Source organism: Azospirillum sp. TSH20, from assembly GCF_003115935.1.
Taxonomy (GTDB): domain Bacteria; phylum Pseudomonadota; class Alphaproteobacteria; order Azospirillales; family Azospirillaceae; genus Azospirillum.
Genome location: NZ_LGQU01000022.1, coordinates 169,085 through 195,642, shown reverse-complemented (window position 1 = coordinate 195,642; position 26,558 = coordinate 169,085). Strand labels below are relative to the sequence as shown.

General features: G+C 67.9%; 27 protein-coding genes and 1 tRNA gene. 13 read left to right on the top strand and 15 right to left on the bottom strand.

What is annotated here, in order from left to right; genetic code table 11:
• Positions 1-440: 440 nt before the first annotated feature.
• From TSH20_RS06330 to cysE, 7 genes are all read right to left on the bottom strand, one after another.
• Positions 441-515 (bottom strand) — tRNA-Met (locus tag TSH20_RS06330).
• Between the two features lie 169 nt (positions 516-684).
• A complete protein-coding gene (gene mnmA, locus TSH20_RS06325) occupies positions 685-1,848 on the bottom strand; it encodes a tRNA 2-thiouridine(34) synthase MnmA (RefSeq protein ID WP_109073924.1) in 1,164 nt (387 codons plus the stop codon).
• A 142-nt stretch (positions 1,849-1,990) separates the two neighbouring features.
• Entirely contained in the window at positions 1,991-2,320 is a 330-nt protein-coding gene (locus TSH20_RS06320; protein ID WP_109073923.1) for a ferredoxin family 2Fe-2S iron-sulfur cluster binding protein, read from the bottom strand.
• 75 nt (positions 2,321-2,395) lie between these two features.
• On the bottom strand, positions 2,396-3,085 hold the full coding sequence (locus TSH20_RS06315; RefSeq protein WP_109073922.1) for a molecular chaperone DnaJ: 690 nt from the start codon (positions 3,083-3,085) through the stop codon (positions 2,396-2,398).
• Between the two features lie 200 nt (positions 3,086-3,285).
• A complete protein-coding gene (locus TSH20_RS06310) occupies positions 3,286-4,425 on the bottom strand; it encodes a cysteine desulfurase family protein (protein ID WP_109073921.1) in 1,140 nt (379 codons plus the stop codon).
• 45 nt (positions 4,426-4,470) lie between these two features.
• On the bottom strand, positions 4,471-4,956 hold the full coding sequence (locus TSH20_RS06305) for an Rrf2 family transcriptional regulator (protein ID WP_085089868.1): 486 nt from the start codon (positions 4,954-4,956) through the stop codon (positions 4,471-4,473).
• Entirely contained in the window at positions 4,953-5,738 is a 786-nt protein-coding gene (gene cysE, locus TSH20_RS06300; protein ID WP_109073920.1) for a serine O-acetyltransferase, read from the bottom strand. The genes TSH20_RS06305 and cysE overlap by 4 nt, the downstream gene beginning before the upstream one ends.
• A gap of 348 nt (positions 5,739-6,086) precedes the next feature.
• Here cysE and TSH20_RS06295 point away from each other — a divergent pair, with 348 nt between their 5' ends.
• Positions 6,087-6,749: an alpha/beta hydrolase gene (locus tag TSH20_RS06295; protein ID WP_109073919.1), complete on the top strand. Its 663-nt coding sequence runs from the start codon at positions 6,087-6,089 to the stop codon at positions 6,747-6,749.
• A gap of 65 nt (positions 6,750-6,814) precedes the next feature.
• Here TSH20_RS06295 and TSH20_RS06290 read toward each other — a convergent pair whose 3' ends face one another.
• The 4 genes from TSH20_RS06290 to TSH20_RS06275 form a co-directional block, all read right to left on the bottom strand.
• Positions 6,815-7,204, bottom strand: a complete 390-nt coding sequence (locus TSH20_RS06290; protein WP_109073918.1) for a DUF2155 domain-containing protein — start codon at positions 7,202-7,204, stop codon at positions 6,815-6,817.
• A gap of 152 nt (positions 7,205-7,356) precedes the next feature.
• Positions 7,357-7,623: a hypothetical protein gene (locus TSH20_RS06285; RefSeq protein WP_109073917.1), complete on the bottom strand. Its 267-nt coding sequence runs from the start codon at positions 7,621-7,623 to the stop codon at positions 7,357-7,359.
• A gap of 103 nt (positions 7,624-7,726) precedes the next feature.
• A complete protein-coding gene (gene mlaD, locus TSH20_RS06280; RefSeq protein ID WP_109073916.1) occupies positions 7,727-8,263 on the bottom strand; it encodes an outer membrane lipid asymmetry maintenance protein MlaD in 537 nt (178 codons plus the stop codon).
• Positions 8,264-8,354: 91 nt separating this feature from the next.
• On the bottom strand, positions 8,355-8,747 hold the full coding sequence (locus TSH20_RS06275; RefSeq protein WP_109073915.1) for an NADH:ubiquinone oxidoreductase subunit NDUFA12: 393 nt from the start codon (positions 8,745-8,747) through the stop codon (positions 8,355-8,357).
• 269 nt (positions 8,748-9,016) lie between these two features.
• On the opposite strand from TSH20_RS06275, the gene TSH20_RS06270 reads away from it, so the two are divergent.
• From TSH20_RS06270 to TSH20_RS06250, 5 genes are all read left to right on the top strand, one after another.
• Positions 9,017-9,613, top strand: coding sequence for a 50S ribosomal protein L25/general stress protein Ctc (locus TSH20_RS06270; RefSeq protein ID WP_109073914.1), 597 nt, complete (start codon positions 9,017-9,019; stop codon positions 9,611-9,613).
• Between the two features lie 91 nt (positions 9,614-9,704).
• Entirely contained in the window at positions 9,705-10,277 is a 573-nt protein-coding gene (pth, locus tag TSH20_RS06265; protein ID WP_109073913.1) for an aminoacyl-tRNA hydrolase, read from the top strand.
• A gap of 103 nt (positions 10,278-10,380) precedes the next feature.
• Positions 10,381-11,481 (top strand): redox-regulated ATPase YchF, encoded by a 1,101-nt coding sequence (ychF, locus tag TSH20_RS06260; protein WP_109073912.1) that lies wholly within the window; start codon positions 10,381-10,383, stop codon positions 11,479-11,481.
• Between the two features lie 151 nt (positions 11,482-11,632).
• Positions 11,633-13,303: a Na/Pi cotransporter family protein gene (locus TSH20_RS06255; protein WP_109073911.1), complete on the top strand. Its 1,671-nt coding sequence runs from the start codon at positions 11,633-11,635 to the stop codon at positions 13,301-13,303.
• A 207-nt stretch (positions 13,304-13,510) separates the two neighbouring features.
• Positions 13,511-14,389: an EAL domain-containing protein gene (locus TSH20_RS06250; protein WP_247871182.1), complete on the top strand. Its 879-nt coding sequence runs from the start codon at positions 13,511-13,513 to the stop codon at positions 14,387-14,389.
• Here the strand turns inward: TSH20_RS06250 and TSH20_RS06245 are convergent.
• The gene (locus TSH20_RS06245; RefSeq protein WP_109073909.1) at positions 14,346-14,828 is read right to left on the bottom strand and encodes an NUDIX hydrolase; all 483 of its coding nucleotides are present in this window, start codon (positions 14,826-14,828) and stop codon (positions 14,346-14,348) included. The genes TSH20_RS06250 and TSH20_RS06245 overlap by 44 nt on opposite strands.
• 84 nt (positions 14,829-14,912) lie before the next feature.
• Here TSH20_RS06245 and TSH20_RS06240 point away from each other — a divergent pair, with 84 nt between their 5' ends.
• From TSH20_RS06240 to TSH20_RS06220, 5 genes are all read left to right on the top strand, one after another.
• Positions 14,913-15,215, top strand: a complete 303-nt coding sequence (locus TSH20_RS06240) for a type II toxin-antitoxin system Phd/YefM family antitoxin (RefSeq protein ID WP_109073908.1) — start codon at positions 14,913-14,915, stop codon at positions 15,213-15,215.
• Entirely contained in the window at positions 15,212-15,628 is a 417-nt protein-coding gene (locus TSH20_RS06235; protein WP_109073907.1) for a type II toxin-antitoxin system VapC family toxin, read from the top strand. The genes TSH20_RS06240 and TSH20_RS06235 overlap by 4 nt, the downstream gene beginning before the upstream one ends.
• On the top strand, positions 15,625-16,563 hold the full coding sequence (locus TSH20_RS06230; RefSeq protein ID WP_247871181.1) for a LysR family transcriptional regulator: 939 nt from the start codon (positions 15,625-15,627) through the stop codon (positions 16,561-16,563). The genes TSH20_RS06235 and TSH20_RS06230 overlap by 4 nt, the downstream gene beginning before the upstream one ends.
• Positions 16,564-16,671: 108 nt before the next feature.
• Positions 16,672-17,922, top strand: a complete 1,251-nt coding sequence (locus TSH20_RS06225; RefSeq protein WP_109073906.1) for an MFS transporter — start codon at positions 16,672-16,674, stop codon at positions 17,920-17,922.
• Between the two features lie 11 nt (positions 17,923-17,933).
• A complete protein-coding gene (locus tag TSH20_RS06220; protein WP_109073905.1) occupies positions 17,934-18,341 on the top strand; it encodes a hypothetical protein in 408 nt (135 codons plus the stop codon).
• 30 nt (positions 18,342-18,371) lie between these two features.
• Here TSH20_RS06220 and TSH20_RS06215 read toward each other — a convergent pair whose 3' ends face one another.
• Together TSH20_RS06215 and hisS are read right to left on the bottom strand one after the other, a co-directional pair.
• Positions 18,372-21,401, bottom strand: a complete 3,030-nt coding sequence (locus TSH20_RS06215) for a transglycosylase domain-containing protein (protein ID WP_247871180.1) — start codon at positions 21,399-21,401, stop codon at positions 18,372-18,374.
• 111 nt (positions 21,402-21,512) lie between these two features.
• Complete coding sequence (gene hisS / locus TSH20_RS06210; RefSeq protein WP_109073903.1) at positions 21,513-22,862, bottom strand: histidine--tRNA ligase; 1,350 nt, start codon at positions 22,860-22,862, stop codon at positions 21,513-21,515.
• Between the two features lie 193 nt (positions 22,863-23,055).
• Between hisS and TSH20_RS06205 the strand changes: the two genes are divergently transcribed.
• A complete protein-coding gene (locus TSH20_RS06205) occupies positions 23,056-23,634 on the top strand; it encodes a hypothetical protein (protein ID WP_109073902.1) in 579 nt (192 codons plus the stop codon).
• A 168-nt stretch (positions 23,635-23,802) separates the two neighbouring features.
• Positions 23,803-24,858, top strand: coding sequence for a dihydroorotase (pyrC, locus tag TSH20_RS06200; RefSeq protein WP_109073901.1), 1,056 nt, complete (start codon positions 23,803-23,805; stop codon positions 24,856-24,858).
• A 46-nt stretch (positions 24,859-24,904) separates the two neighbouring features.
• Here the strand turns inward: pyrC and xseA are convergent, their stop codons facing one another.
• The gene (gene xseA / locus TSH20_RS06195; RefSeq protein ID WP_109073900.1) at positions 24,905-26,524 is read right to left on the bottom strand and encodes an exodeoxyribonuclease VII large subunit; all 1,620 of its coding nucleotides are present in this window, start codon (positions 26,522-26,524) and stop codon (positions 24,905-24,907) included.
• Positions 26,525-26,558 lie beyond the last annotated feature (34 nt).

The following is a 26,558-nucleotide window of genomic DNA, read 5'->3' as shown; positions in this document are numbered from 1 at the left end:
CCAAAACTCTTGCCATCCAAGCGAATAAAGCAAAGGACACTACTCCACTTGATAGATATGTCACAAATCCTAGAAAGCTTGGTAGGCTGACGACCGCGCCTAACATGCCACTAATTAAACTCAAAACCGCCAAGATCATTAAGAATCCACTCATCGTATCCCCCTGAGTTGAGGGGGGATGATGGATCATGTCTGATGAAGTGTCGATATGATGCACATCCCATTCTAGAAGATGTGTTTTGAAAAAGTTGCTCGTTCGGTTGTGGGTGCACTTCCTACGACCGCTGAAGCCGGTACAGCCCCAAGCTTCAGGCGTTACGCACTTGCTACGATAGAGAGTTGGAGAAGTACGGATTTACGAATTCCCTAGAAACTGAATTACGGCATGCGCAAAGAAAAACCCCCTGACTTCCTTCCGGAAATCAGGGGGTTTCCTGTGATGGTAGCAGCGGAGGGATTTGAACCCCCGACCAAGGGATTATGATTCCCCTGCTCTACCACTGAGCTACGCTGCCATCGTGAGCGCCGTTGTTGGCGTTTCCGCCGCCGTTGGCTACCATCGTGTCCCGTCGTTGCCGCCGGGAGCCGCTATATAGGATAGGGCGACTTGGCCTGTCAACGCGGAATTTTCAGGGGGTGCGATTTTTTTCGGCCGGTCGGCAAAAACCCGCATAACCCCCTGATTCAGGCCGCCGTTTCACCAACCTCAACACCCTCGGCCACACCTCCCGCCGTGCCGGAAATCCAGCCGCCGCCCAGCACGCGGTCGCCCTGATAGACGACGCAGGCCTGACCGGGCGCGATGCCGTGCTGGGGCTCCAGCAGTTCGACCCGCGCGGTGCCGTCGGGGCCGGCGCGCCACAGGGCAGGGGCGGCGGGCTGGGCGGAGCGCAGCTTTACCGACACCTCGATCCCGGCACCGTCGGCCAGATCGGGACCCAGCCAGTTCACGTCGCGCACCATCACCAGCGAGCGGGCGAGGTCGCGGCGCGGGCCGACGACGACGCGGCGGCGGGCGGGCTCCAGGCGGACGACGTAGAGCGCCTCCTCCTCCTGGCCGCGGATGCCGCCGATGCCCAGCCCCTTGCGCTGGCCGACCGTGTAGTGGACGACGCCCTTGTGGCGACCCAGCACACGGCCATCGACATGGACGATGTCGCCGGGCTCGACGGAGCCGGGGCGCAGCTTCGCCACCACCTCGGCATAGTTGCCGTTGGGGACGAAGCAAATGTCCTGGCTGTCGGGCTTGGCCGCCACCTCCAGCCCGTGGCGCTCGGCCAGCGCGCGGGTCTCCGGCTTGGTCAGGCCGCCGAGCGGGAAACGCAGGAACTCCAACTGCTCGCGCGTGGTGGCGAACAGGAAATAGCTCTGGTCCTTGGCGGGGTCGACGGCGCGGTGCAACTCGGCACCCTGCGGGCCGGCGATGCGGCGGACGTAGTGGCCGGTGGCAAGCGCGTCGGCGCCCAAATCGCGGGCGGTGTTCAGCAGATCGCGGAACTTGACGCGCTGGTTGCAGCGCACGCAGGGGATCGGCGTCTCGCCGCGCAGATAGCTGTCGGCGAAATCATCCATCACGTCCTGGCTGAAGCGGCCCTCGTAATCCAGGACGTAATGCGGGATGCCGATGCGGTCGGCGACCTGACGGGCGTCGTAGATGTCCTGGCCGGCGCAGCAGGCGCCCGGCTTCTGCAACGCGAGGCCGTGGTCGTAAAGCTGCAGCGTGATGCCGACGACATCATAGCCCTCCTCCCGCAGCACGGCGGCGGTGACGGAGGAATCCACCCCGCCGGACATCGCGACGACGACGCGGGTGTCCTGGGGGCGCTTGGAAAGACCGAGGGAGTTCATGGCGCCCTATATGGGGCGGGCAGGCGCCCGGAAAAGGTAGGAAAGCAGGGCGGGGACAGGGGAACGGCAGGGAAAGAAGGCCGCCGGGCGCCGCATCGCGCGACACGGGCCCCGGCGGCCGGAACAGGGTTCCCCTGGACCGTCACTTCATCGCGTTGTTGCTGCCGCCCGGCAGGCGGACGATCAGACCGTCCAGCTCTTCCGTCATGATGATCTGGCAGCCCAGGCGCGAGGTCTTGGTCAGGCCGAAGGCGAGGTCCAGCATGTCCTCCTCGTCCTCCTGCGCTTCCGGCAGGACGTCGAACCATTCCGGCTCGATCACGACATGGCAGGTGGAGCAGGCCAGCGAGCCCTCGCAGGCGCCTTCCAGGTCCAGGCTGTTCTTGTGCGCGATCTCCAGCACGGACAGGCCGAGCGGGGCGTCCACCTCGCGGCGGGTGCCATCGGGCTCGATGAAGGTCATCTTGGGCATGGGGTCCTCGTTCCTTTAAGGTTGCCTAGCGGTTTAGGGGGGCGATTTAGGGGGTGATTGTAGGGTAAAAGCGGATCAGGGCCGCGGCGGTGTCAGGGCGGCGCGGCGGTCGCGGACCTCGGCGGCCAGCGCCTCCAGCCGTTCCAGCCGGGCCAGGATGCGGGCGGCGCCGTCGGAGGCCGGCGGGCTGTCGGGGCCGGCGGCCGTCTGCGCCTTGCGGAAGGCCGGGGTGAGATACTTGATGCAGGCCTCGACCCGCTGGCTGAGGTCCAGCCCTATGCGGTCCAGTTCCAGCGCATCGTCGGCGCGGGACAGCCGCGTGGCGAGGTCGGCGATCTCTTCGTCCCCATTGCCGTCCTCGTCGCCGACGGCCGGCGAGCAGCCCATCAGGGCCAGCAGCGCATGGGCGCGGCGGATTGGATCGCGCAGCACGTCATAGGCGTCGCGCAGGGCGTTGATCTGGGCCTTGGCGTTGGCCTGCTGGCGCGGGCCGCGTGCCGCGAAGCGCTCCGGGTCCATGGCGCGGGTGAAGCCGGCATGCTGCTTCGACAGTTGCTCCAGATCGATGTCGAAGCGGCGTTCCAGCCCCAACCGGGTGAAGGGGTCGAGCGGCCGCGGCGGTTGGGCCGCACCGCAGGCGTGGCAGAACAGGGCGCGCGGCGCCACCGAGCGGCCGCAGGTGCCGCAGGGCTCCAGATCGCCGGCGATGGCGCCGGAAATTCCGCCGCTGCTGTTGCCGGGCGGGCCGGATTTGGAACGGGTCATGCGCACAGTCCGTCAAAACGCCGAAAGGATCGGCCGATAGGATCGATACCCCGACATCAGGCCGCCACTGCAAGCCGGCGGGCCTTCCGCGGGGTCATACCCATAAGCCGCAGCCGGCGCAATGCGCGAATGCGGACTTTCCGGGCGGGGGACAGATGGTCGCGCAGGCATGGCGGGCGGCAGGCGGGCGACAGCGGAACTCAGCCATCCGCGGACGCGCTTCGCCGCGCCATCGCGGTCCAGGCCGTCAGAAAACGGTCGACCGCCTCGTCGTCGCTGGTCCAGCCCAGGCTGACACGGATGGCGCTGGCGGCGGACCGGTCGTCCTCGCCCATCGCCGCCAACACATGGGACGGCTTCACCTTGCCGCTGGAACAGGCCGATCCGGCGCTCACCGCCACGCCGGCAAGATCGAGCGTCATCACCTGGGTCTCGCCGGGCAGGCCGGGCAGCATCAGGCAGCTGGTGTTGGCGACCCGCGCCGCACCGGCCCCCATCACCCGGGCGCGCGGAATGGCGGCCAGCGCCTCGCGCTCCAGCCGGTCGCGCAGGGCCGCGAGGTCAGCGGCCTCCGCCAGCCCCTCCCGCGCCAGCCTTGCGGCGGCGCCGAAGCCGACGATGCCCAGCAGGTTCTCAGTGCCGGCCCGCTTGCGCCGTTCCTGCCCGCCGCCGCGGATCAGCGCGTCGGGTTCCAGCCCTTCCGCCAGGACCAGCGCGCCGACGCCGGTCGGACCGCCCAGCTTGTGGGCCGACAGCGTCATCAGGTCGACGCCGAGGTCGGGCAGCGACAGCGGCAGCCGCCCGGCGGCCTGCACCGCGTCGCAATGGACCAGCGCGCCATGGGCATGGGCGATCCGGGCGGCCTCGGCCACCGGCTGGATCACCCCGGTCTCGTTGTTGACCAGCATCAGCGAGACCAGCGCCGGACCGTCCGCAGCGGCCAGCCGGCGTTCCAGGTCCTTGAGGTCGGCGACGCCGTCGCGGGTTACGCCGAAGCGCTCCGCATCGGGCCAAGCGGCCAGCACCGACTCATGCTCAATGGCGGAGGTCAGCAGCCGTCGGCCGGGGAAGCCGCGCAGCGCGAAGTTGTTCGCCTCCGTCCCGCTGCCGGTGAACAGCACCTGCGCCGGCTTCACGCCGGCCAGTGCCGCGACGGCGGCGCGCGCCTCCTCCACCGCCCGGCGGGCGCTGCGGCCGAAGGCGTGAACGGAGGACGGGTTGCCGACCAGATCCATCGCCTGACCCATCGCCGCCTTGACCTCCGGTTTCAGCGGAGCGGTGGCGTTGTGGTCGAGATAGACACCGGTCCGACGGAAGGGGGCGACGAACGGGGTGGTCACTTTTCAGGCACGTTCAGCTGCGAAGGCCAATCTCATCCGGCGGCGTCACTCTGCGGCGGCGACGGCGGTGCTGTCGGCGGCCGGGGCCGGGCGCAGCAGGTTCAGGCCGCTGGTGCCGATGATCCGGCGCTCCACCACGTCGGCGACGGTGACCGAGCTGAGGTACATATGGATCTGGTTGCCCAGTTCCTCCCACAGATCGTGGGTCAGGCAGCGCGAGCGGTTGGTGCGGCAGCCCTGCGGCGTGCCGTTGGCGCAGCGGGTGGTGCGGATCGGCTCGTCCACCGCCAGGATGATGTCGGAGACACGGGTGGCGTCGGCCGGATGGGCGAGCAGATAGCCGCCGCCGGGGCCGCGCACGCTCTTGACCAGACCGCCCTTGCGCAGCTTGGCGAACAGCTGTTCCAGATAGGACAGCGAGATTTCCTGCCGCTCCGCGATGTCCGCCAGCGCGACCGGGCTGCCCTGGCTGGTGGCGGCCAGATCGACCATCGCCATCACGGCATAGCGTCCCTTGGTGCTGAGTCTCATCGCGATTCTCCTTGCGCTTCGTGCATCCCGCCATTGTGGGACGCCACCGTCTCTAGCGGTGTGGGTGTTGATCGGGGGAGAGCGGCGGACGGGCGGTCCGCTTCCAGCTCTCCGACACGGGCCTGCAGCGCCGTCACCTGATCGAGCAGGCCGGTCAGCGCGCGGGCGACCGGGTCGGGGATCTCGCCGCAGGGGGTGCCGTAGGGCATGAATTTTCGGGTTTCCGCGCGGTCGCGCGGAATGACCGGCTTGGCCGGGATGCCGACCACCGCGGTGTCGGCGGGCACGTCCGCCACCACCACCGCGTTGGCGCCGATGCGCGCGCCGCGGCCGATGGTGATGGCGCCCAGGATCTTGGCGCCGGCCCCGACGATCACGCCGTCACCCAGCGTCGGGTGGCGCTTGCCGGGGTTCAGCGAGGTGCCGCCCAGCGTCACCCCATGATAGAGCATGACGTCGTCGCCGATCTCCGCCGTCTCGCCGATCACCACGCCCATGCCATGGTCGATGAAGAAGCGGCGACCAATGGTGGCGCCGGGATGGATTTCGATGCCGGTCAGCGAGCGGGCGATCTGGGAGATCAGCCGGGCAGCGGTGTGCCAGCCGGCGTCGCGGGCGCGCCGGGCGATGCGGTGGAGCACGATGGCATGCAAGCCGGGGTAGCAGAGCGCCACCTCCAGCCGGGAGCGGGCGGCGGGGTCCCGCGCCATGATCCCATCGATCTCTTCGCGAAGATGCTTGAACACGCCATCACCCGCCGTGGTATAGTCCGCCGCTCTCATCGGCCGCCCGCGCCCGGCTTCGGCCTGTCGGACCCTCGCGGTTCAGGACCTTTCCGGTTCGGACCCATTCGGGTTCCGGCCGGCAGGGACCCGGACTTATCGATCGGTCCCGCAAGCGCTGGGGCCGATCGGGCGGGTCAGGCGGGTTGTCCCGGAGGACGTTACGACGCATATATGATGACCAAGCAAAACGGTCAAGAATTGTGTGCGGAAAACCCCACTCCAAGACGGGAAAATCCGTGACGGGCCCGAAAGGCCCGTGCGCCGGGGCGGTTGGCCGGATGAAGGTCCGGTCGGTCGCCATGGCGGTCCCAACAACCCTTTGTCCGCGTCAGGAACGTCGTTCCCATGCCTGAAGTGCTCTTCAACGGTCCCGCCGGTCGCCTGGAAGGCCGTTACACCCACGGCAAGCAGCCGAACGCCCCGGTTGCGCTGCTGTTGCACCCGCACCCGCAGCACAATGGGACGATGAACAACAAGGTGGTCTTCACCCTGTTCCAGTCCTTCACCAAGCGCGGCTATTCGGCTCTCCGCTTCAACTTCCGCGGCGTCGGGCGCAGCCAGGGCACCTACGACAAGGGGGAGGGCGAACTGGCCGATGCGGCGGCGGCGCTCGACTGGCTGCAGACCTACAACCCCAACGCGCCGCTCTGCTGGATCGGCGGCGTGTCCTTCGGCGCCTGGATCGGCATGCAGTTGCTGATGCGCCGTCCGGAGATCGACGGCTTCGTCTCGGTCTCGCCGCCGGCCAACCTGTTCGACTTCTCCTTCCTGGCGCCGTGCCCGTCCTCGGGCCTGATCATCCATGGCGACAAGGACGAGGTGGTGCCCCAGGCCGCGGTGACCAAGCTGGTGACCAAGCTGTCGCACCAGAAGGACATCCGCATCGACCACCGCGTCGTCCCCGGCGCCAGTCACTTCTTCGTCAACCGCACTGACGATCTGGCGATCCAGGTGGACGATTATCTGGACAAGGCGCTGGGCAATCCCATCGCGGCGGTGGCGGAGTAAGTAAATCCATCCCCATCCAACCGTCCCCACGAGAGCGTGGGCGGTTGGATGGGGGCTCGCCGTGCCTATTGTTGCTCGCAGCCCAGAACCCACACGTCGTAGATCGGGTTCTCCATCGCCGACAGGGCGGGGCTGGAGGCGAACATCCAGCCGCTGAAGACCGATTCCGCCTGTTCGCCGGGCTTGATTTCCGTCACTTCCAGAAAAGCGGCCGATTCTGGCGTTTCGATCGGCGGGTTCTCGCGGCAGGCGCGCAGTGTGATGCGCAGGCTGCTCATCGCCTTGGTCTCTCCGACCTTCATGGTGAAGGTGGAGGTGCGGGCGGTCACCTTGTCCAGCCATTGCAGCTTGGCCGCCGGCCGTTCGATCATCTGGCTCGGGACCGGAGCGGCCTGAACGGACGCGGTTGCCAGCAGGGCGGCCGCCAGCGGGAGAAGTCGGAGAAGTCTCGTCACGTCGGATCGCTTCCGTAATTGCGGACGGCGCTCCGCGGCAGGATCCAGCCGATCAGGGGATCTCTGCCGGAGCGCGCTCCGCCTTCTATCCCGGAAGCGGGGTCAGCGTCCAGTGGCGGGGGCGCTGGGGTGTGTTGTGCGGATCGGGTGTTTCAGCGCGTGACGGTGCTGCGCGAGGCGGGGGCGCTGTAGGTGGCGCCGGACCCGCTCTGAGTCTCGTTCCGGTCTTCGATCTTCTGGGTCGCCGCACCGGCGCCGGCGCCAGCGGCGGCTCCGACCACGGCACCCACCGGTCCGCCGACCACCGCGCCGGCCGCGGCGCCGCCAAGCCCGCCGGTGGCCGATTTCTCTTCCATGTCGGCGCCGCAGGCGGCGGTCGCCAGGGCAAGGCCGAGCACGGCCAAATGGGACAGACGCATCGCATTTCCTCCTGCCTCGTGATCCGGGAGCATTGCCGTCCGGATGGCAGGAGGAACGCTTGAGCGTGTCCGTCGGTTCCGGCCACGCCCAGGGTTGAAGGAATTACAGCTTGGGCGGCTGGGCCGGCGCCTGGCCGGGAGCCTGACCCTGCTGGCCACCGGAAGACTGGCCATTGGCCTGATCGCCGGACTTGCTCATGCTCTGCAGCGAGAAGATGACCTGACCCAGCAGCTGTTCCAGGCCCGGGGTGCTCTGCGTGAACTCGATCTTGCCGTTCGGCTTGATCATGTCGGGATCGCCGCCCGGCTCCAGCGACAGGAACTTGCCGCCCAGCAGGCTTTCCGATGCGATGACCGCCGCGGTGTCCTTGGGCAGCTTCACCGAATTGTCGACCGAAAGATGGACGACCGCCTGATAGCTGGTGGGGTCGAGCGTCAGTCCGGTGACCGTGCCGACCTTCACGCCGCTGATGCGCACATCGGCGCCGCTCTGCAGGCCGGTGATGCTGTTGAAGTTGGCGGTGACGTCATAGCCCTGCACCTTGCGCAGGTCGGCGCTTTTGTAGGCGAAGGCAAGGAACACGGCGGCCACGGCGAGCACGACGCCGCCCAGCACGGTTTCGATCACATTCCGGCGCATAGAGCTATCCTGCTGCGAGTTCCCGAATCGAAACCCGGCCCGAAAGGGGCCGGGCTTTCCGTTCCGACGTGATGGTCAGTCCCGGCAGGGATCAGCTCGGCGTCCAGGGCTCGTAATCGCCGGTGGCCGGCACGCGCTGCCCGCCGGCCAGCACATGGCCGGGCGGACGGTAGGCCTGGACCGAGCCCGACATGTTGGGCAGATGTTCCTTCTGCCACGGCTTGTGGAAGGCGCTCGACCCCTCGGGCAGCGGCTCCTTGGTGGTGTGGTGCAGCCACCCATGCCATTCCGGCGGGATCTTGGAGGCATCGGGCTCACCGGCATACAGGACCCAGCGGCGCTCGCGCGTGCCGGGCTGGGCATCCTTGTTGCGGTAATAGACGTTGCCGAAGCGGTCGCTGCCGACCTTGGCGCCCCGACGCCACGTGACGTAACGGATGTGGATGTTCGCCAGTTTGGTGAACAGGGAGATCGGCTCGCTCATCGTCGCTCACGAATTCCGGAGTCTGGCCCCGTGGACACGGGGCTGGTCGAATGCGGGCCGCACTATGACACCGCAAGTGCCGCGCGTCCACCGTTGGTGAGGCCCAATTTGCCGGCTTTCGGCTCCTTTGGGAGCGGAAGCGCCCCGGCGGCGGTCGCTCCGCGAGAACGCCCCGTTTTCCTTGACGCGCCCGGCCGATTGCCGTATGCACCCCGCGCATGCGCCGGCACCCCTGGAGGCCGGCGCCCTTTCGTTTTTGGAGCATCGTCATGACCAAGATCATTCCGCTCGGCGCTGAGACGCGCGAACGGGCCGGCAAGGGGACCGCCCGCCAGACCCGCCGTGATGGCCGTATTCCGGCCGTCATCTATGGTGGCAAGCAGGCTCCCCTGACCATTTCGCTCGAGAAGTTCGAGTTCACCCGCGTCCTGCATCAGCCGGGCTTCTTCACGCACCTGTTCGAAGTGACCGTCGACGGCACCGCCCACCGCGTCCTGCCGCGCGACGTGCAGTTCCACCCGGTGACTGATTTCCCGCTGCATGTCGACTTCCTGCGCGTGTCCGGCGACACCCGCACCAACGTGCAGGTTCCGGTCGAGTTCGTCGACCAGGACAAGTCGGCCGGCCTGAAGCGCGGCGGCGTGCTGAACATCGTCCGTCACGAGCTGGAGCTGAGCTGCCCGGCCGACAGCATCCCCGAGCACATCACCATCTCGTGCGAAGGCTTCGACGTCGGCGATTCGATCCACATCTCCTCGGTCAAGCTGCCGGAGGGTGTGACCTCGACGATCACCGACCGCGATTTCACCATCGCGACCATCGTTGCGCCGTCGGGCCTGAAGTCGGAAGAGGGCGCCGCTTCCTGATAAGGAGCGTTCGACCTTTGAAGATGGTTACGGTGGGGGGCTTCGGCCCCCCGCTTCGTTTGTGGAGAGTGGTTTCCAAAGGGTGAGGGACATGCTGCTTCTGGTCGGACTGGGCAACCCCGGCAACGAGTATGCCCGCAACCGCCACAACATCGGATTCATGGCGGTGGAGACCATCGCCCAGCGCCATCGCTTCACCCCGTGGAAGAAGCGTTTCCAGGGCCAGACCGCCGAGGGCACCGTCGTCGGCGACAAGGTTCTGGCGCTTGAGCCCGCCACCTTCATGAACCTGTCCGGCCAGTCGGTGGTGGCGGCCCTGCAGTTCTACAAGCTGAAGCCCGAGAACGTCGTCGTCATCCATGACGAGCTGGACCTGCCCCCCGGCAAGATCCGGGTGAAGAAGGGCGGCGGCCATGGCGGGCACAACGGCCTGCGCTCCATCGACGCGCATATCGGCAAGGAATACTGGCGCATCCGTCTGGGCATCGGCCATCCCGGCAACAAGGATCTGGTCAGCGGCTACGTCCTGCACGATTTCGCCAAGGCCGACCAGAGCTGGATCGACCCGCTGCTCGACGCCGTCTCCGACAATCTGCCGCTGATCGTGGAAGGCCAGCCGGAGCTGTTCATGAACAAGGTGACGGTGGCGACGCAGGCGCGATAAGCCGCGGCCTGCCGGACCTTCCCCCACTTCGCGTTTGCGCTTTGTCCCCCATCGTAGGATAAAGCGCCTCAATTCCAGAATTTCCGACGGCGAGCACCCACCCATGGGCTTCAATTGCGGCATCGTCGGCCTGCCGAACGTCGGCAAGTCGACCCTTTTCAACGCGCTGACCGCCACCCAGGCGGCGGAGGCGGCGAATTTCCCCTTCTGCACCAAGGAGCCGAACGTCGGACGCGTCGGCGTGCCCGACCCGCGGCAGGACAAGCTGGCGGAAATCGCCAAGTCGCAGAAGGTCGTCCCGACCCAGCTGGAGTTCGTGGACATCGCCGGCCTGATCCGCGGCGCGTCGAAGGGTGAAGGGCTGGGCAACCAGTTCCTCGCCAACATCCGCGAGGTGGACGCCATCGTCCATGTGCTGCGCTGCTTCGAAGACGACGACATCACCCATGTCGAGGGCAATGTCGATCCGCTGCGCGACGCCGAGGTGGTCGAGACCGAGCTGATGCTCGCCGACATGGAAAGCCTGGAGCGCCAGCTGACCAGCCTTCAGAAGAAGGCCAAGGGCGGCGACAAGGACAGCAAGATCAAGGCCGACCTGATGGAGCGCGCCCTGAAGGTGCTGCAGGACGGCAAGCCCGCCCGCGTGGTCGAGCTGTCCGACGAAGAAAAGCCGGTGTTCAAGCAGTTCATGCTGCTGACCGACAAGCCGGTGCTCTACGTCTGCAACGTCGAAGAGGCGTCGGCCGCGACCGGCAACGCCTTCTCCGCCAAGGTCGCCGAGAAGGCCAAGGCCGAGAATGCCGAGGTCGTCGTCATCTCCGCCGCCATCGAATCCGAAGTCGCCCAGCTCTCCGACCCGGCCGAGAAGGCCGAATTCCTGGAGTCGATGGGGCTGGAGGAAACCGGGCTGAACAAGCTGATCCGCGCCGGCTTCAAGCTGCTGGACCTGATCACCTTCTTCACCGTCGGCCCGAAGGAGACGCGGGCCTGGACCGTGCGCCGCAACGCCAAGGCTCCCGAGGCGGCCGGCGTCATCCACACCGACTTCGAACGCGGCTTCATCCGCGCCGAGACCATCGACTACACCAGTTTCGTCACGCTGGGTGGCGAGCAGGGGGCGAAGGACGCCGGCAAGATGCGCCAGGAAGGCAAGGAATATGTCGTCCAGGACGGCGATATCTTCCACTTCCGCTTCAACGTCTGAGTAAGCGGGGATCGGGGAGGCGGCGGCATCATCGTCTCCCTTTCCACCTCCGCCGTCACCCAACTGTCATATTGTCGTAACAATCGGCGCACCCCACACTTCAGTTAGGGGTGCCGCTTGATCGCATCCCCGACCCGACAGAGGGGGTGCGATGCAGGCGACGCGGGTGCTGCTGGAACTGGCCGGGAATGTCGTGCTGCTCCTGTGGGGGCTGCACATGGTGCAAAGCGGGCTGACCCGCGCGCTTGGCGGCGACCTGCGCCGCATCCTGGGGGCCGGGCTGCGCAACCGCTGGACCGCCTTCCTGTCCGGCATGGGCATCACCATGCTGCTGCAGAGCAGCACCGCCACCGGTCTGATGGCGACCGGCTTCACCGCCACCGGGCTGGTGTCGCTGATGCCGGCGCTGGCGGTGATGCTGGGGGCCAATGTCGGCTCCACCCTGATCGTCCAGATTCTCGCCTTCGACGTTGCGCATGTGGCGCCGGTCCTTCTGCTGGGCGGCTTCATCGCCTTTCGTCGCGGCGCACGGACGCGCAGCCGCGACCTGGGCCGGGTCGCCATCGGGCTGGGCCTGATGCTGCTGTCGCTGCACCTGCTGCTGGCCACCATCGCCCCGGCGGAGAACGCGCCGATGCTGCGACGGATGCTGGCGATGCTGACCGCCGATCCGGTGGTGGCTGTGATGCTGGCGGCGCTGCTGTCCTGGGCCGCCCATTCCAGCGTCGCCGCCATCCTGCTGATCGCCTCGCTGGCCGGCGGCGGGGTGATCGGGCCGGAGGCGGCGGTCGCCATGGTCGCCGGCGCCAATCTGGGCAGCGCCGTCAATCCGGTGGTGGAGGGACCGGGCGGCGACGGCCGCAACCCGGCGGCAAGGCGGCTGCCGGTGGGCAATCTCATCAACCGGCTCGTCGGCTGCCTCATCGTCGTGCCGCTGCTGGGGCCGATCACCGCCGGCTTGCAGGCGGTGTCGCCGGATCCCGCGCGGCTGGCGGCCAACTTCCATCTCGCCTTCAATCTGGCGATGGCCGGGCTGTTCATCGGGCCGCTCCCCTGGTTCGCGCGGATGCTGACCCGGATGTTCCCGGAACGGGTTGCGGTCGCCGACCCGGCGATGCCGCTCTACCTCGACCGCAGTGCGCTCCGCGTCCCCCATCTCGCCATCGCCAACGCGTCGCGCGAGGCGTTGCGCATGGCGGACACGGTGGACAGCATGCTGCGCGGCGCGCTCGACGTGATCCAGACCGACGACCGCAAGCGGGTGCAGGAGATCCGGCGAATGGACGATGTACTGGACCGGCTGCACGACGCCATCAAGCGCTATCTCACCCAGATCAATGTCGAGGATCTGGACGAACGCGACGCCCGCCGGGTGTCCGACGTGCTGACCTTCACCATAAATCTGGAGCATGTCGGCGACATCGTCGACCGCAATCTGATGGAGGCGGCCTCCAAGAAGATCCGGCGCAGGCTGCGCTTTTCCACCGAGGGGGCGGCCGAGATCGCCGGCATGCTGGAACGGCTGAGCGAAACCCAGCGTCTGGCCGCCGCCGTCTTCGTGTCCGGCGATGTCCGGTCCGCCCGCGCGCTGATCCACGAGAAGGAGGTAATCCGCGATCTGGAGACCAGCGCCACCGAGGCGCATTTTGCCCGCCTGCGCGCCGGCCGCAAGGAAAGCGTGGAGACCAGCGCCCTCCATCTGGACATTCTGCGCGACCTGCGCCGGATCAATGCCCATCTGGTTGCCGCCGCCTATCCGGTGCTCGATCAATCGGGGGAGCTTCTGCCCAGCCGTCTCAAACGAGGGGAAGCACGGGCGTGACCGTCCGCTCCCAATGGGGGTGCGGCATGGCTTCCGCTTCGACCTTTTCTTGTCACCAGCCCAGCCACGTTAACACTTTCGTAACCATATAAAATTCGTCAAGCTCTTTCGCGACATGGTTAACAAATCGTTCCTGTGGTTGTTATGGCAATGAGGCCCAGCGGGCCGGTGTCGAACCCGGGAATGGTTGTCGAGAGGGAGCGGACGGTGGCGAACACGCACGCGACGTCGAACGGACCCGAAGCGCATGGGATATCCGACGCCGGATTCGCCGAGCGGGTGCGCGACGCCATCGACCGTCAGGAACTCTCCCTGGTCTTCCAGCCGCAGGCGGACGTCGTCACCAACCGCCTGACCGGGTTCGAGGCGCTGTCGCGTTGGCGCCTGTCCGACGGCACCATGCTGCCGCCCGACGTCTTCGTGCCGATGGCGGAGCAGGGGGAAGCGATCCATCTGCTGGGCGAATGGACCCTGCGGACCGCCTGCAGGGTGGCCGCCGGCTGGCTGCGTGCCGGCTATCCCGACATTCCGGTATCGGTGAACCTGTCGGCGCGGCAGCTCGACGATCCGGGGCTGGTGCTGAAGGTGCTGGCGATCCTGGCGGAGACCGGCCTGCCGGCCGCCAACCTGAAGCTGGAACTGACCGAAACCAGCATGTTCAGCCAAGGCGCCGATGCCCGCGAGGCCTTGCTGCAGTTGCGCGGTGCCGGAATCCGGCTGGTGCTGGACGATTTCGGCACCGGCTGGTCGTCGCTGGCCACCCTGCGACGGGTGCCGGTGGAAGCGCTGAAGATCGACAAGCAGTTCGTCCAGGCGATGGTGGAGGACCGTGACGCCGCCGCCATCGTCCAGGCGGTGGTGGCGCTGGCCCATGCGCTGGATTTGGGCGTGGTGGCGGAAGGGGTGGAGACGCCGGAACAGCGGCTCTACCTGCAGGCCTATCGCTGTGACGTTCTGCAGGGCTATTGGCTGTCGCGCCCGCTGAGCGCCGATGGGGTGAGCGAGTTCCTGGCCGAGCGGAGCGTCATCGGCACCCTGCGGCCTATGGGGTCGGGGGCCGCCGCTGGGCCGCAGACATCAGGATGACCCGCCGGGTCTCGTCCCATTCCGTCAGTTCGCCGGCCTCCTCGGCGGTGGCCCAACAGGCCTCCAGCGCATCGTCGGCGCAGATCGCGTCGCCCTCGGCGCTCTCCGCCGCCACTTCGACCAGCGTATAGTGGTAATGGACGCGGCCCTCGGCATCGGGGGTGATGGCGTCGACCACGGTGACGATCCCGGTCGGCACCACCTCCAACCCGGTCTCCTCGCGTACCTCGCGCACGGCGGTCTCGAACACCGTTTCGCCGACCGACTGCGCTCCGCCGGGCAGGCTCCACTGGCCCATCCGCGGCGCCTTGCCCCGGCGGATCAGCAGAACCTTGTCGCCGCGCCAGACGACGGCCCCCACACCGACCCAGGGGCGGTCGGGATATTCGCGGCTGGAACGGTCAGGCGGGGTGGCGGGATGATTGGAGTCGATGGTCATGACCCGCAGCCTAGCGCACCGCTTGACAGCCTGTCACCCCGTGCCGAGAGTCACCAATGTGGTGGTTGATGATGGAGGGCGGCCATGGGTGTGTTGTATTCCAAAGCCGACGACCCCGGCCTTGATGCCGCCATCGAGCGCGCATTGGCCGAGGGGCCTTTGACCATCGTCCGGCCTGGCAAGCCGTCGATGGTCATGCTGTCCGCCACCGATTATGAGCGGCTGCGCGGAGGGACCGCGGCCGTTCCCAAGCCTATGCCTACGAATGTGATCGAAGCGCTTCTGCGTCCCGTCGATGCGGCAGACATCGATCTGAACGAGGCAATTGGCGAGCGCCACGGGCCGAATACCCGCAAGCCGGTCGACTTCGCCAAAGACGCCTTATGAAGGGCTTCCTCCTGGACACCAATATCTTGTCCGAGCCAAGGCGGCCGAGACCGGATCCACGGGCAATTGCCTGGCTGGAGCATGTTCCGCCATCGGAAGCCTTCATCAGCGTCATCAGCATCGGGGAAATCCACCGCGGAATTGCCAATGTCCGCCCAACCAATGCTGCGAAGGCGGAGCAACTCGACCTCTGGATAAAAGGCGTGGAGACCTGGACTGAACGCATACTGCCCGTCTCGCTGATGGTAGCGACGGTCTGGGGACATCTTCGCAATGCTCACCGCAACTGCGATCCAGTGGACGCACTGATCGCGGCCACGGCACAGGCCCACGGGCTGACGATCGCCACTCGCAATGTCCGTGACTTCCAAGCCTTTGGGATTCCTTTGCTGAACCCGTTCGAGGCCCCATGAAGCTCAACGAGATCCGCACCTTCATCGCCGTGGCCGATGCGCAGTCGGTGCAGGAGGCCGGCAACCGGCTGGGGCTGACGCAGTCGGCCGTGTCTCGGCTGATCCAGCGGCTGGAGGCGGAATTGGGCGTCGTGCTGTTCGACCGGCAGACCAAGCCGTTGGCCCTGACCCGCGACGGCGAACTGGCGCTGGCCCATGCAAGGCGCATCCTGGCGGCGACCAGCGACTTCGCCGATGCGTTCGCCGGGTCGGCCGAGCCGCGCGGGCTGCTGCGGCTGGGCACGGCGCATGTGCTGACCACGCTGGCCGCCGGCCGGCCTCTGGACGAGTTGCGCGCCGGCTTCCCCGGCCTGACCCTGCGGCTGCATGCGGACTGGAGCAACCCGCTGATCGAGCAGGTTCGCGCCGGCAGCCTGGACGGCGCGCTGATCCTGATGTGCGACGATCAGGCGCCGCCCGACGATTTGCCGGTCCGCCGGATCGGGACCGAACCGGTCAGCATCATCGCTTCTCCCGGCGACGGCTCCGCCGATCTGGCCGCCATGAACCGGCGCGGCTGGGTGTTGCAGCCGAACGGCTGCCGGTATCGGGAGGCGCTTCATCAGGCGCTGGCGCCGCTCGGCCTGCAGCCGAACGTGACGGTGGAGGCCTATGACCAGAGCCTGCTGGTGTCGCTGGTGGCACGCGGAGTCGGCTTCGGTCTGGCGCCGATGGGGCTGATCGCGCCGATTCCCGGTGCGGTCGCCGTCCGGCCACTCGAATTGCCCGATTTCCGGATGGCGGTGACGATCTGGCTGATCCAGTCGCGGACGACCGGTCGCATCGCCCCGGTGTTCGACAGGCTGGAGCAGTCGCTGCGGCATGAGTTGTCAGCCTCGCATCGGCCCGATCGCCGGACCGCGCCACCTCCCATCCTGCATTCCGCCGCGGAATGACCCGGTTGCCGATTATGAATTTGCCGAACTGTTGGTGCCCGCCTATCGTCGGGGCATAGCAGTTCCACAACACCGGCGCGCAATGCCGGACCCTTCCGGGAGGACGCCTTGACCACCGCCACCCCCGCACCGGCGCCCTCCTGGAGGACGCCCGCACTCGTCGTCGTTTGCGGTTGCCTGATCTCGATGCTGGCCTTCGGACCGCGGTCCAGCATGGGCCTGTTCATCGGCCCGCTTTCGGAAACCCGCGGCTGGGGCCGCGACGTCTTCGCACTGGCGATGGCGATCCAGAACATCCTGTGGGGCGCCGGCGGCCCCTTCGCCGGGGCGCTGACCGACCGCTACGGCCCGGCCCCGGTGCTGGCCGGCGGCGGCATTCTCTATTCGGCCGGTCTGGCGCTGATGCCCTACGCCACCACCAGTGTGGAGTTGTACCTGACCGCCGGTGTGCTGATCGGGCTCGGCCTGTCCGGCGCGTCCTTCGGCATCATCATCGCCGGCTTCACCCGGCTGTTGCCGCCGGAACAGCGCAGCTGGTCGGTTGGCATCGCCACCGCCGCCGGATCGATGGGCCAGTTCCTGTTCGCCCCGATGGGGCAGGCCTTCATCGCCGGCTTCGGCTGGCAGACCGCCCTGCTGCTGCTGGCGGCCTCGATGATCGCGGTGCCGTTGCTGGCCGGCGTCTTCCCCGGACCGAAGGGCATGACGGCGAGCGGCACCCCGGCGGTGACCGGCGCCAACATCGGCTACATCGCCGCGGTGCGGCAGGCCTTCCAGCACCGCAGCTATGTGCTGCTGGTCGCCGGCTTCTTCGTCTGCGGCTTCCAGCTGGCCTTCATCACCACCCATCTGCCGCCCTACCTGACCGAGGCCGGCATCAGCGCGTCGCTCGCCGCCTGGGCGCTGGCGCTGATCGGCCTGTTCAACGTCATCGGCTCCTACGCGTCCGGCGTGCTGGCGGGCAAGGTCAGCAAGCGCTACCTGCTGTGCGCCAACTATTTCTCGCGCGGCATCGCGACGGCCATCTTCATCCTTGTGCCGATCTCGCCGGTCACCGTCATCGCCTATGCCGCGGTGATGGGCCTGCTGTGGCTGTCCACCGTGCCGCCGACCTCCGGGCTCGTCGCGCTGATGTTCGGCACCCGCTACATGGGCACGCTCTACGGTTTCGCCTTCTTCAGCCATCAGGTCGGCGGCTTCCTGGGCGTCTGGCTCGGCGGCGTGCTGTACGAGCGCACGGGATCCTACGACGTCGTCTGGTGGCTGGGCGTGGCGCTGGCCATGTTCGCGACCATCGTCCACTGGCCGATCGCCGAGAAGCCGGCTCCGTCGCTGGCGGCGGCCGAGGCGAAGGCGTAAGGTAGACCACCATGAGCGACAGCCCCGCCCAACCCTCTTCCGGACTTCCCATCGGCCACGGCCTCGCCGCGGCGCTGCTGGGCGGCATCCTGCTGGTCTGGGCCGGGCTGATGGGGCTGTCGCTGCAGCGCGCCGCGCTGCCGGATGCAACCGACGGAATGATGCTGGCGGTCTTTTCCCCCGGCACCAGCGATGCCGAGGCGATGACGGCGATGGTGCGGGCGGGCGGCGAGCCGGTCCGCTCCACCTGGCTGGGGTTCGCCTGGGTCGCCCGCGGGGTGGAGCCCGGTTTCGTCGGCCGGCTGAAGGCGGAAGGCGCGCTTGCCGCCTTCGGCGAGCTTCCGGTCGGCCCGACGCTGGGCGGCTGCACAGCCACCCCGGTCGACACCGCCAAGATCGCCGCCACCAGGTTGCAATAGGCCCGGCTGCAAGAAGCCGGTCATTCCGCCTTACAGGCCGGTGGGTGTCGCGCGCGTGTCGGCGGTGCGGGTGGCACCCTGGTCGATCAGCGGCTGCAGCGCCGGGGCGAGGCTTTTCAGAAGCTGGGCGGGCAGGGCGCTGGTGAAGCGGTAGTTGTCGGCCTCCGGCCCATGGACGAAGGCGGTCATCGTCCCGAAGAAGCGGTCGCCGATGTAGAAGACAAAGGTCGCGGTGCGGTTGACCGCCTTCGATTCGATCAGCACGCCGCCCGGCCCCCAGCGGTCCAGCCGATGGTCGCCGGTGCCGGTCTTGCCGCCCGTCGGGATCGGCGCGCCGGACGGGTCCTTGAAGGAGCCCCAGACGCGCTTGGCGGTGCCGTTCTGCGCCACATCCATCAGCGCGCGGCGCAGGGTGGCGCAGACCTCCGGCCGCAGCACGCGCTCGCCCTTCAGTGGTCCCAGCCCCAGCTTCGCCTCATAAGGCGTGCCGGCGGCGAAATGCAGCGAGCGGATCTTCACCGTCGGCTGGCGCACCCCGTCGTTCAGGATCAGCCCCATCAGCTCCGCCAGCGCCGCCGGGCGGTCGGCCGAGCTGCCGATGGCGGTCGCCAGCGACGGCACCAGCGTTTCGAACGGGTAGCCGACGCTGCGCCACTGGGCGGTGATGCGCTGGAACGCCTCCTCCTCCAGCCCGATGCGGATGCGGGTGTTCTGGGCGGCCATGCCCTTCTTGAACAGCCAGCGGTAGCTTTCCTGGCGTTCGTCGGCGCTGGCGGCCAGCACCTCGGATCGCGTGGCGCCGGGAAGCTGCTGGAGATAGGCGACGAGCCACAGTTCCAGCGGATGGACGCGGGCGAGATAGCCCAAATCGTTCAGCGGGAAGCGGTCCGGCCCGTATTTGGCGTAGAGCGCCGAAAGCTGCCCGTCGGACAACGCCAACTTCGGCAGCTGGGCGCGCAGGAAGGCGGAGAACTCGGCCAGCCCGGCCTTGGGCCGCACGGTGCGGAAGATCACCGCCAGCCGGTGCGGCACCGGGCGCGAGCGGGTCGCCAGCCGGGCCAGCGCCTCGTCCGGTGTACGCTTGCGGTAGTCGTTGTAGAAGCGGTTGAGGAAGTCCGAGCCCTCGCGGTCGGCGAAGCGGGCGAGATAGGCCTGCCGGGCCGGGTGGTCGGGCGAGCGCAGGATGTCGGCGCCGTCGTCGGCCCCCTCATCCATATAGAACTGGACGACGTCGCGCATCAGCCGGATGAAGGGCAGGTTGACGCTGTTCCGCAACGCCTCCTGCACGGTCAGGATGCGGCCGTTGTCGTCCTTGTTGAAGTTCACGAAGCTGTGCTGGCCGCCGCCGGTGAAGAACACCTCGCCGGGGCTGGCGGAATAGCGCCGCTGCATCGCCGCGTCCAGCATGGCCGGCAACCGGCGGTCGGGGGCCGACGCCAGCCATGAGGTCGCCCAGCGCGTCAGGTTGTCCGACGCCTCGTCCTCCACATCGGCCAGCAAATCCTTCGCCAGATGAGCGTAGCGGCTGTGCAGTTCGGCGATGATCTCCAGATAGGTTGCCAGCGTGCGCAGCTTTGCGGTGGATCCCAGGTCCAGCTTCGCGCCGTCGTTGATGTCCAGCGGCTGGTCGAGGTTGTCGGCCTGGACGCGCAGGTAATTGGCCTCGGGTCCGCGCTCGTACAGCGTGATCGAGTAGACCAGCTTGGACAGGTCGTTGTTGCGGGCGTCGAGCAGCCGTTCGCCGGTCAGCCCCAGCGAGCGGGCATAATCGGGTTCGTTCAGCTTGCCCAGCACCTCCACCACGCGGGCCTGCGTCTCCGCATCCAGGGTGGATTGCGCGGTTAGGTCGATCCGGTCGAGCGCATAGAGGTTGGAAACGCCGAGCATGCCCAGCAACCGGGCGCGGATGGCGTTGGTCGCCTTCTGCTCGACGAAGGAGGTGGCGGGGGCGGTCGGCGCCTCCTCGCGGAAGGCCAGCGGCGTGGCCAGCGCCGCGTCGCGCAGCGCCGGATCGATCACCCCGGCCTGCGCCAGCGCCCGCAGGTGGGCATCGGCCAGCCGGTCGAGCGCGGCGCGGTCTTGGATCAGGTAATGGGAGGGCCGCCGCTGCGCCAGCAGCAGGCCGAGCACCTGCTTGTAGGCCAGCGCCTTCAGCTTCAGGGTGCGAAGGTCCGGTGCCGGCTCGACCAGCACGCGCTTGGCGATCGACAGGTCGGTGCCGAACCAGGCCCACAGCCCGTCGCCCAGCCCGTTCACCTCGCCGAAGCCGGCCCGCGCGGTCAGCGGGGTGGAATTCAGGTAATCGACCAGGATGCGGCGGCGGGCCTGCGTGGTGTCCTCGCCGTCGCTGTAGGCGCGGACGCTGGCCGACGCCATCTGGCGCAGCTTCTCCACACTGCCGGTGGTCTGTCCGTCGGGCGAATGGCGGTACTTCTCGATCTGGGTGGCGAGCGTCGAGCCGCCGGGGGAACGCTGACCCGGCCGGACCATCTGCAAGGGCAGCATCGCCACCGCCGCACCGAAGCGGTCCCATTCCACCGCCGGATTGCGGCGCGGCTGGTCGGCGTCCAGCAGCTCGCGATTCTCGATGAACAGCAGCGTGTCGGCGACCAGCTTCGGCACATCATCGAAGCCGTCGAACACCCGTTCGGGATAGCGCGCCGAATACATGACGGCGCCGTTGCGGTCGAGCAGGGTCAGCCCGGCCTGCGTCTTCTCGCGATAGATCGGAAAGCCGCCGCCTGCCATGAAGCGATCGAGCACCGGCGACAGCACCGCCTGCCGTTCGACCGCATAGAGGTCATGGGTCAGCGCGTCGAGATAGCCGGGCAGGGCGGTGTAGCCGAGCCGCTCGTTGTAGGGCCCATGCTTGGGATAGCGTGCCTGCGGGTTGGGGCCTTCGCGCAAGGACACGGTCATCGACTGGGCGACGCCGGAGAGCAGCCGGGCCTGGAGACGCGAGGTCTCCATCTCCCGCCAGCCGGCATAGCCGGCGGCGGCCATGGTGGTCGCCAGCGTCACGCCGATCGCCGCCCGCCGAGCCCAACGCCCAACCTGCATCCACCCCTTGGCCATATCGGAAGCGAACCCCCTGCCGCCCGACTCACACGGTCGGTGTAGGCCGGAACGATAGGGGATTTATGGTTAACGGGGAGTTTAAGGCGGTACCCCTCACCCCTCCAGCAATGCCTTCGTCCGCACCGCCAGTTCACCCAGCGGAACCTCGACCTGCTCGCCCTTGACCAGATGCTTCAGGGTCGCGGTGCCGCGGGCCTTCTCGTCGGAGCCCATCAGCAGGACGACGGGGATGCCGGCGCGGTCGGCATACTTCATCTGCTTGGCGATCTTGCCGCCGTCCAGCTGGATTTCCGTGTTGATGCCGGCGGCGCGCAGCTCGCTTGCCATGCGGAAATAGTCGGCGGACAGAGCCGGGTCCATCTGGGTCACCAGCACCTGCGCGGTGGGGGCGGCGTCCTTGATGATGCCGGCCTCCATCAGCTGGTAGAACAGGCGGGTGGCGCCGATGGAGATGCCGACGCCGGGCAGCTTCGACTTGGTGTAGTGGCTGGCGAGATTCTCGTAGCGCCCGCCTGAGCAGACCGAACCGATGCCGGGATGGTCGTTCAGGAAGGTCTCGTAGACGGTGCCGGTGTAGTAATCGAGGCCGCGCGCGATGGCGAGGTTGATGCGCACCGTCCCCTCCGGCACCTGGAAGGCCTTCAGCCCCTCGATGACGGTGGTCAGTTCGCCGACGCCTTCGCGGAAGATGGCGTTCTCGATGTCGAGCGCGCCGAGTGCGGCCAGCGTTTCGGCGTTCGTGCCCTTCATGTCGATCAGCGACAGGATGGTGTCGGCGGCATGCTCGGTCACGCCCAGGCCCAGGAGGCTCGCGCGCACCTTGTCGCGGCCGATCTTGTCCAGCTTGTCGATCTCGCGCAGAACCAGGACGCGGGTGTCGGCGTCGGCAACGCCCAGACCGTCGAGCAGGCCCAGCAGGATCTTGCGGTTGTTCACGTTGATGGTGAAGCCGCCGAAGTTCAGCTCGGTGAAGACATGGTGGATCACCGCCGGGATCTCGGCGTCGTAATGGGCGGACAGGCTGTCCTTGCCGATCACGTCGATGTCGCACTGGTAGAATTCGCGGAAGCGCCCGCGCTGCGCCCGCTCGCCGCGGTAGACCCGCTGGATCTGATAGCGGCGGAAGGGAAAGGCGAGATCGCGCTCATGCTCCGCCACATAGCGGGCGAGCGGCACGGTCAGGTCGAAGCGCAGCGCCAGTTCCGGCTTGTTGCCCTGCTGGATCGCTCCGGTGGACTGGACGAAATAGACCTGCTTCTCCGTCTCGCCGCCCGACTTGGTCAGCAGCGTGTCCACCGTCTCGAACACCGGGGTTTCGACGGGGACGAAGCCGAACCGCTCGTAGCCGCGGCGGATGGTGTCCAGCATGCGCTGGAAGGCCACCTGCTGGCGCGGCAGCAGCTCCATCGTTCCGGGCGGGGTGCGGGGCGTGATCAGGCTCATCGGAGAGGGTCCGCGCTTGGATAGGAAAAGCGTGCGTTTTCTAGCCCCTTTCGCCGGCCCCGTCACCTGCGCCGGAAAATTTTTCAGTGGCCGCGAAAATTTTTTGGAAGGGCGTGGAATGAACGGCGGCGGGGCGGCGTTCATCTAAGCACGATCCCGCAGCGCGGATCGTTCACCGAAATGGAGAAACCAAATGTCCGGCACCATCTTTGGGTCGCGTATCCGCTCGTCCGTTTCGACCCTTGCGTTTGCCGCCCTGATGGCGGCAGCCCCCGTGCTGAGCGCGGGTGCCGCAACGGTCGTTCCGGCCGCGCCGGCCGCGTCCGCCCCCGCCGCGACGACCGACTCCACCACGACTGCGCCGAAGGTCGAGCAGAAGACCGACCATAAGGCCGTCACCAAGAGCGAGACCACCAAGACCGAAGCCACGAAGCACGAGGCGCCGAAGGCCGACGCGACCAAGGCCGATGCCGGCAAGACCAAGCATGAGCAGGTCGCGGCCACGCCGAAGGCCGAGGTGACCAAGACCCAGGCCGATGCCGTCGCCAAGGAACTGGGCGCCAAGCCGACCGAGCAGCTGACGGTCCAGCTCGGCAAGTATCACGAGCAGATGCTGGCCGCGCATGCGCTGAAGGACAGCGCAGCCCGCGACAAGGCCATGGCTGAGGCCCGGCAGCAGCTCGCCACCATTGGCGGCAAGCCGGTGACGGCGGAGCAGGCCGCGAAGATCGACAACATACTGGGGGTGAAGACCTCGACCACCATTCAGTAAAGCTGCATTCCGGCTGCGCCTGCCCACCCGCCAACGCCGGCCGGCGGGTGGGGAGGCGCTCCGGCACGAGGATGCGGCGTCCCGGTTCTGTTGAGATGCGGCGGCGATGGCGATAGAACGTCGTCCAAGCTCGCCACCTTCCTCGACACCAGCGCCGGGACCCGATCCATGCCGAACGACCGTCTTGTCATCCGCCGTCCCGACGACTGGCATGTCCATCTGCGCGACGGCGCCATGCTGAAGGCGGTTCTGCCCTTCACCGCCCGCCAGTTCGGCCGCGCCATCGTCATGCCGAACCTGAAGCCTCCGGTGGCGACGGCCGCTGATGCCGTAGCCTATCGCGAGCGCATCCTGGCGGCCCTGCCGGACGGCGTGGACTTCACCCCGTTGATGACCGCCTATCTGACCGACGGCACCGATGCCGACGATCTGGCCCAGGGCTTCAAGGACGGGGTGTTCGCCGCCGCCAAGCTCTATCCCGCCAATGCCACCACCAACAGCGCCCATGGCGTCACCGACATCGCCCGCATCGCTCCGGTGCTGGAGCGCATGGCGGAGATCGGCATGCCGCTGCTGATCCATGGCGAGGTGACCGACCAGTCGGTCGATATCTTCGACCGCGAGGCGGTGTTCATCGACACCATCCTGGCCCCGCTGTTGGAGCGTCACCAGACCCTGCGCGTGGTGCTGGAGCATGTGACCACGGCCGATGCCGTGCAGTTCGTGCGGGCGCATGCCGCCAGCGGCCGGATCGGCGCCACCATCACCGCGCATCACCTGCTGATCAACCGCAGCCACATTTTCCAGGGCGGCATCCGCCCGCACCTCTACTGCCTGCCGATCGCCAAGCGCGAAATCCACCGGGTGGCTCTGGTCGAGGCGGCGATCTCCGGCGACGGGCCGTTCTTCCTGGGCACCGACACCGCTCCGCACACGGTCACGGCCAAGGAGTCGGCCTGCGGCTGCGCCGGCTGCTTCACCGCCGCCAACGCGCTGGAACTCTACGCCGAGGCCTTCGACGAGGCCGGTGCGCTCGACAAGCTGGAAGCCTTCGCCAGCCTGAACGGCCCGCGTTTCTACAACCTGCCGGTCAGCGAGGAGCACGTGGCGCTGGAACGCCGTCCGTCGGTCGCCCCCGACCTGATCCTGGTCAGCGAGGGCGACGCCGTCCTGCCCTTCCGCAGCGGCGAGACCCTGCGCTGGAGCTTCGCCGGCACGGTGTGACCGCTTCGGATGCCGCGCCCCTCCGATGCGGGCGCGGCATCCGACCTCAGAAAAGTGTCCCCTGCACCGGCACCACCCGCGGCTTGCGCGGAGCCGCCTTCTTCTCCGGCTTGGCCTCCGCCGGCGCCTCGGTCTTGACCTCCGCCTTTGGGGCGCCGCCGTCGATGGTTGCTGCAACTTTGGCGTCGTCGGCGAAGACGATATTGACGGCCAGACCGGGTGTCGCCTGATCGGCGCGGGTCACCGGGCGGCCGTCGCGGTCTTCGACCAGGGCGAAGCCGCGGGCCAGTACGCCCTTGTAGCTGTAACTTTCCAGCAATTGGCCAAGCGACGCCAGCTTCGCCGCCATGTCGGCGACCCCTTTGGCATAGCTGCGGTCGAGGCGCGGCGTCAGGTCGGCGACGCGGCGCTCGCCATCCGCCAGCTTCACCCGCGCCGGGGTCAGCGACAGCCGCCCGGCCACGCGGTCGAAGCGTCCGCCGGCGGTGGTCACTGCATGGCGCAGGGCCGAGTCGAGCGCCCGGCTCTCCGACAACAATCTCTGTTCGGCCTGGGCCAGCTTCTCGCGCGGGTGGCGCAGCTTGGCGGCCAGCTCGCCGACGCGGGTGCGCCGCCGCTCCAGCAGCGCGGAGGCGGCAAGGTTCAACCGTTCGGCGCGGTCGTCCAGCCGCTGGGCATGGCCCTCCAGCAGAGCGCGGGGATCGCCGAGGCCACGGGCCAGCCCCTCCACCCGGTTGCGGCGGTCCTCCACCGCGCGCGATGCGCTGGCGAGCAGGCGGCGCTCATCGTCCAGGATCTGGGCGAGCAGCTCGCCGCGCACCGGCACCGCCATCTCGGCGGCGGCGGTCGGGGTGGGGGCGCGCAGGTCGGACGCGAAGTCGATCAGGGTGGTGTCGGTCTCGTGCCCGACGGCGGAGATCAGCGGGATGGCGCTGGCCGCCGCGGCGCGGACGACGTTCTCCTCGTTGAAGGCCATCAGGTCTTCCAACGAGCCGCCGCCGCGCGCCACGATGATCAGGTCTGGGCGGGGAATGCGTCCACCGGGCTGGATGCGGTTGAAGCCCTCGATGGCCGCCGTCACCTCGGCCGCCGCGCGCTCGCCCTGGACGGCGACCGGCCACAGCAGGACATGGCGGGGGAAACGGTCGTTCAGCCGGTGCAGGATGTCGCGGATGACCGCGCCGGTGGGGGAGGTGACGACGCCGATCACGTCGGGCAGGAAGGGGATGCGCTTCTTGCGGGTGGGGTCGAACAGCCCCTCCGCCGCCAGCCGGCGCTTGCGCTCCTCCAGCATTTTCAGAAGCGCGCCTTCGCCGGCCAGCTCCATCGACTCGACGATCAGCTGGTATTGCGAGCGGCCGGGGTAGGTGGTCATGCGGCCGGTGACGATGACCTCCAGCCCTTCCTCCGGCCGGACCGCCAGCTTCGCCATGGTGCCGCGCCAGCACACCGCCTCGATCACCGCGGTGTCGTCCTTGAGACGCATATAGCAGTGGCCGGAGCTGTGCTTCTTCGGTTGGCTGATCTCGCCGCGGACGCGGACGAAGCCGAATTCCTCTTCGATGCTGCGCTTCAGCCGGCGTGCGAGGTCGCCGACGGTGAATTCCGGCAGGTTGGAGCCGGGGCGCGGTTCGGGGGCGATGAGGGGTGCGTTTTCGGACGTCATGGCGCTCTTGAGTTGGGGCGCCGCCATGATACAA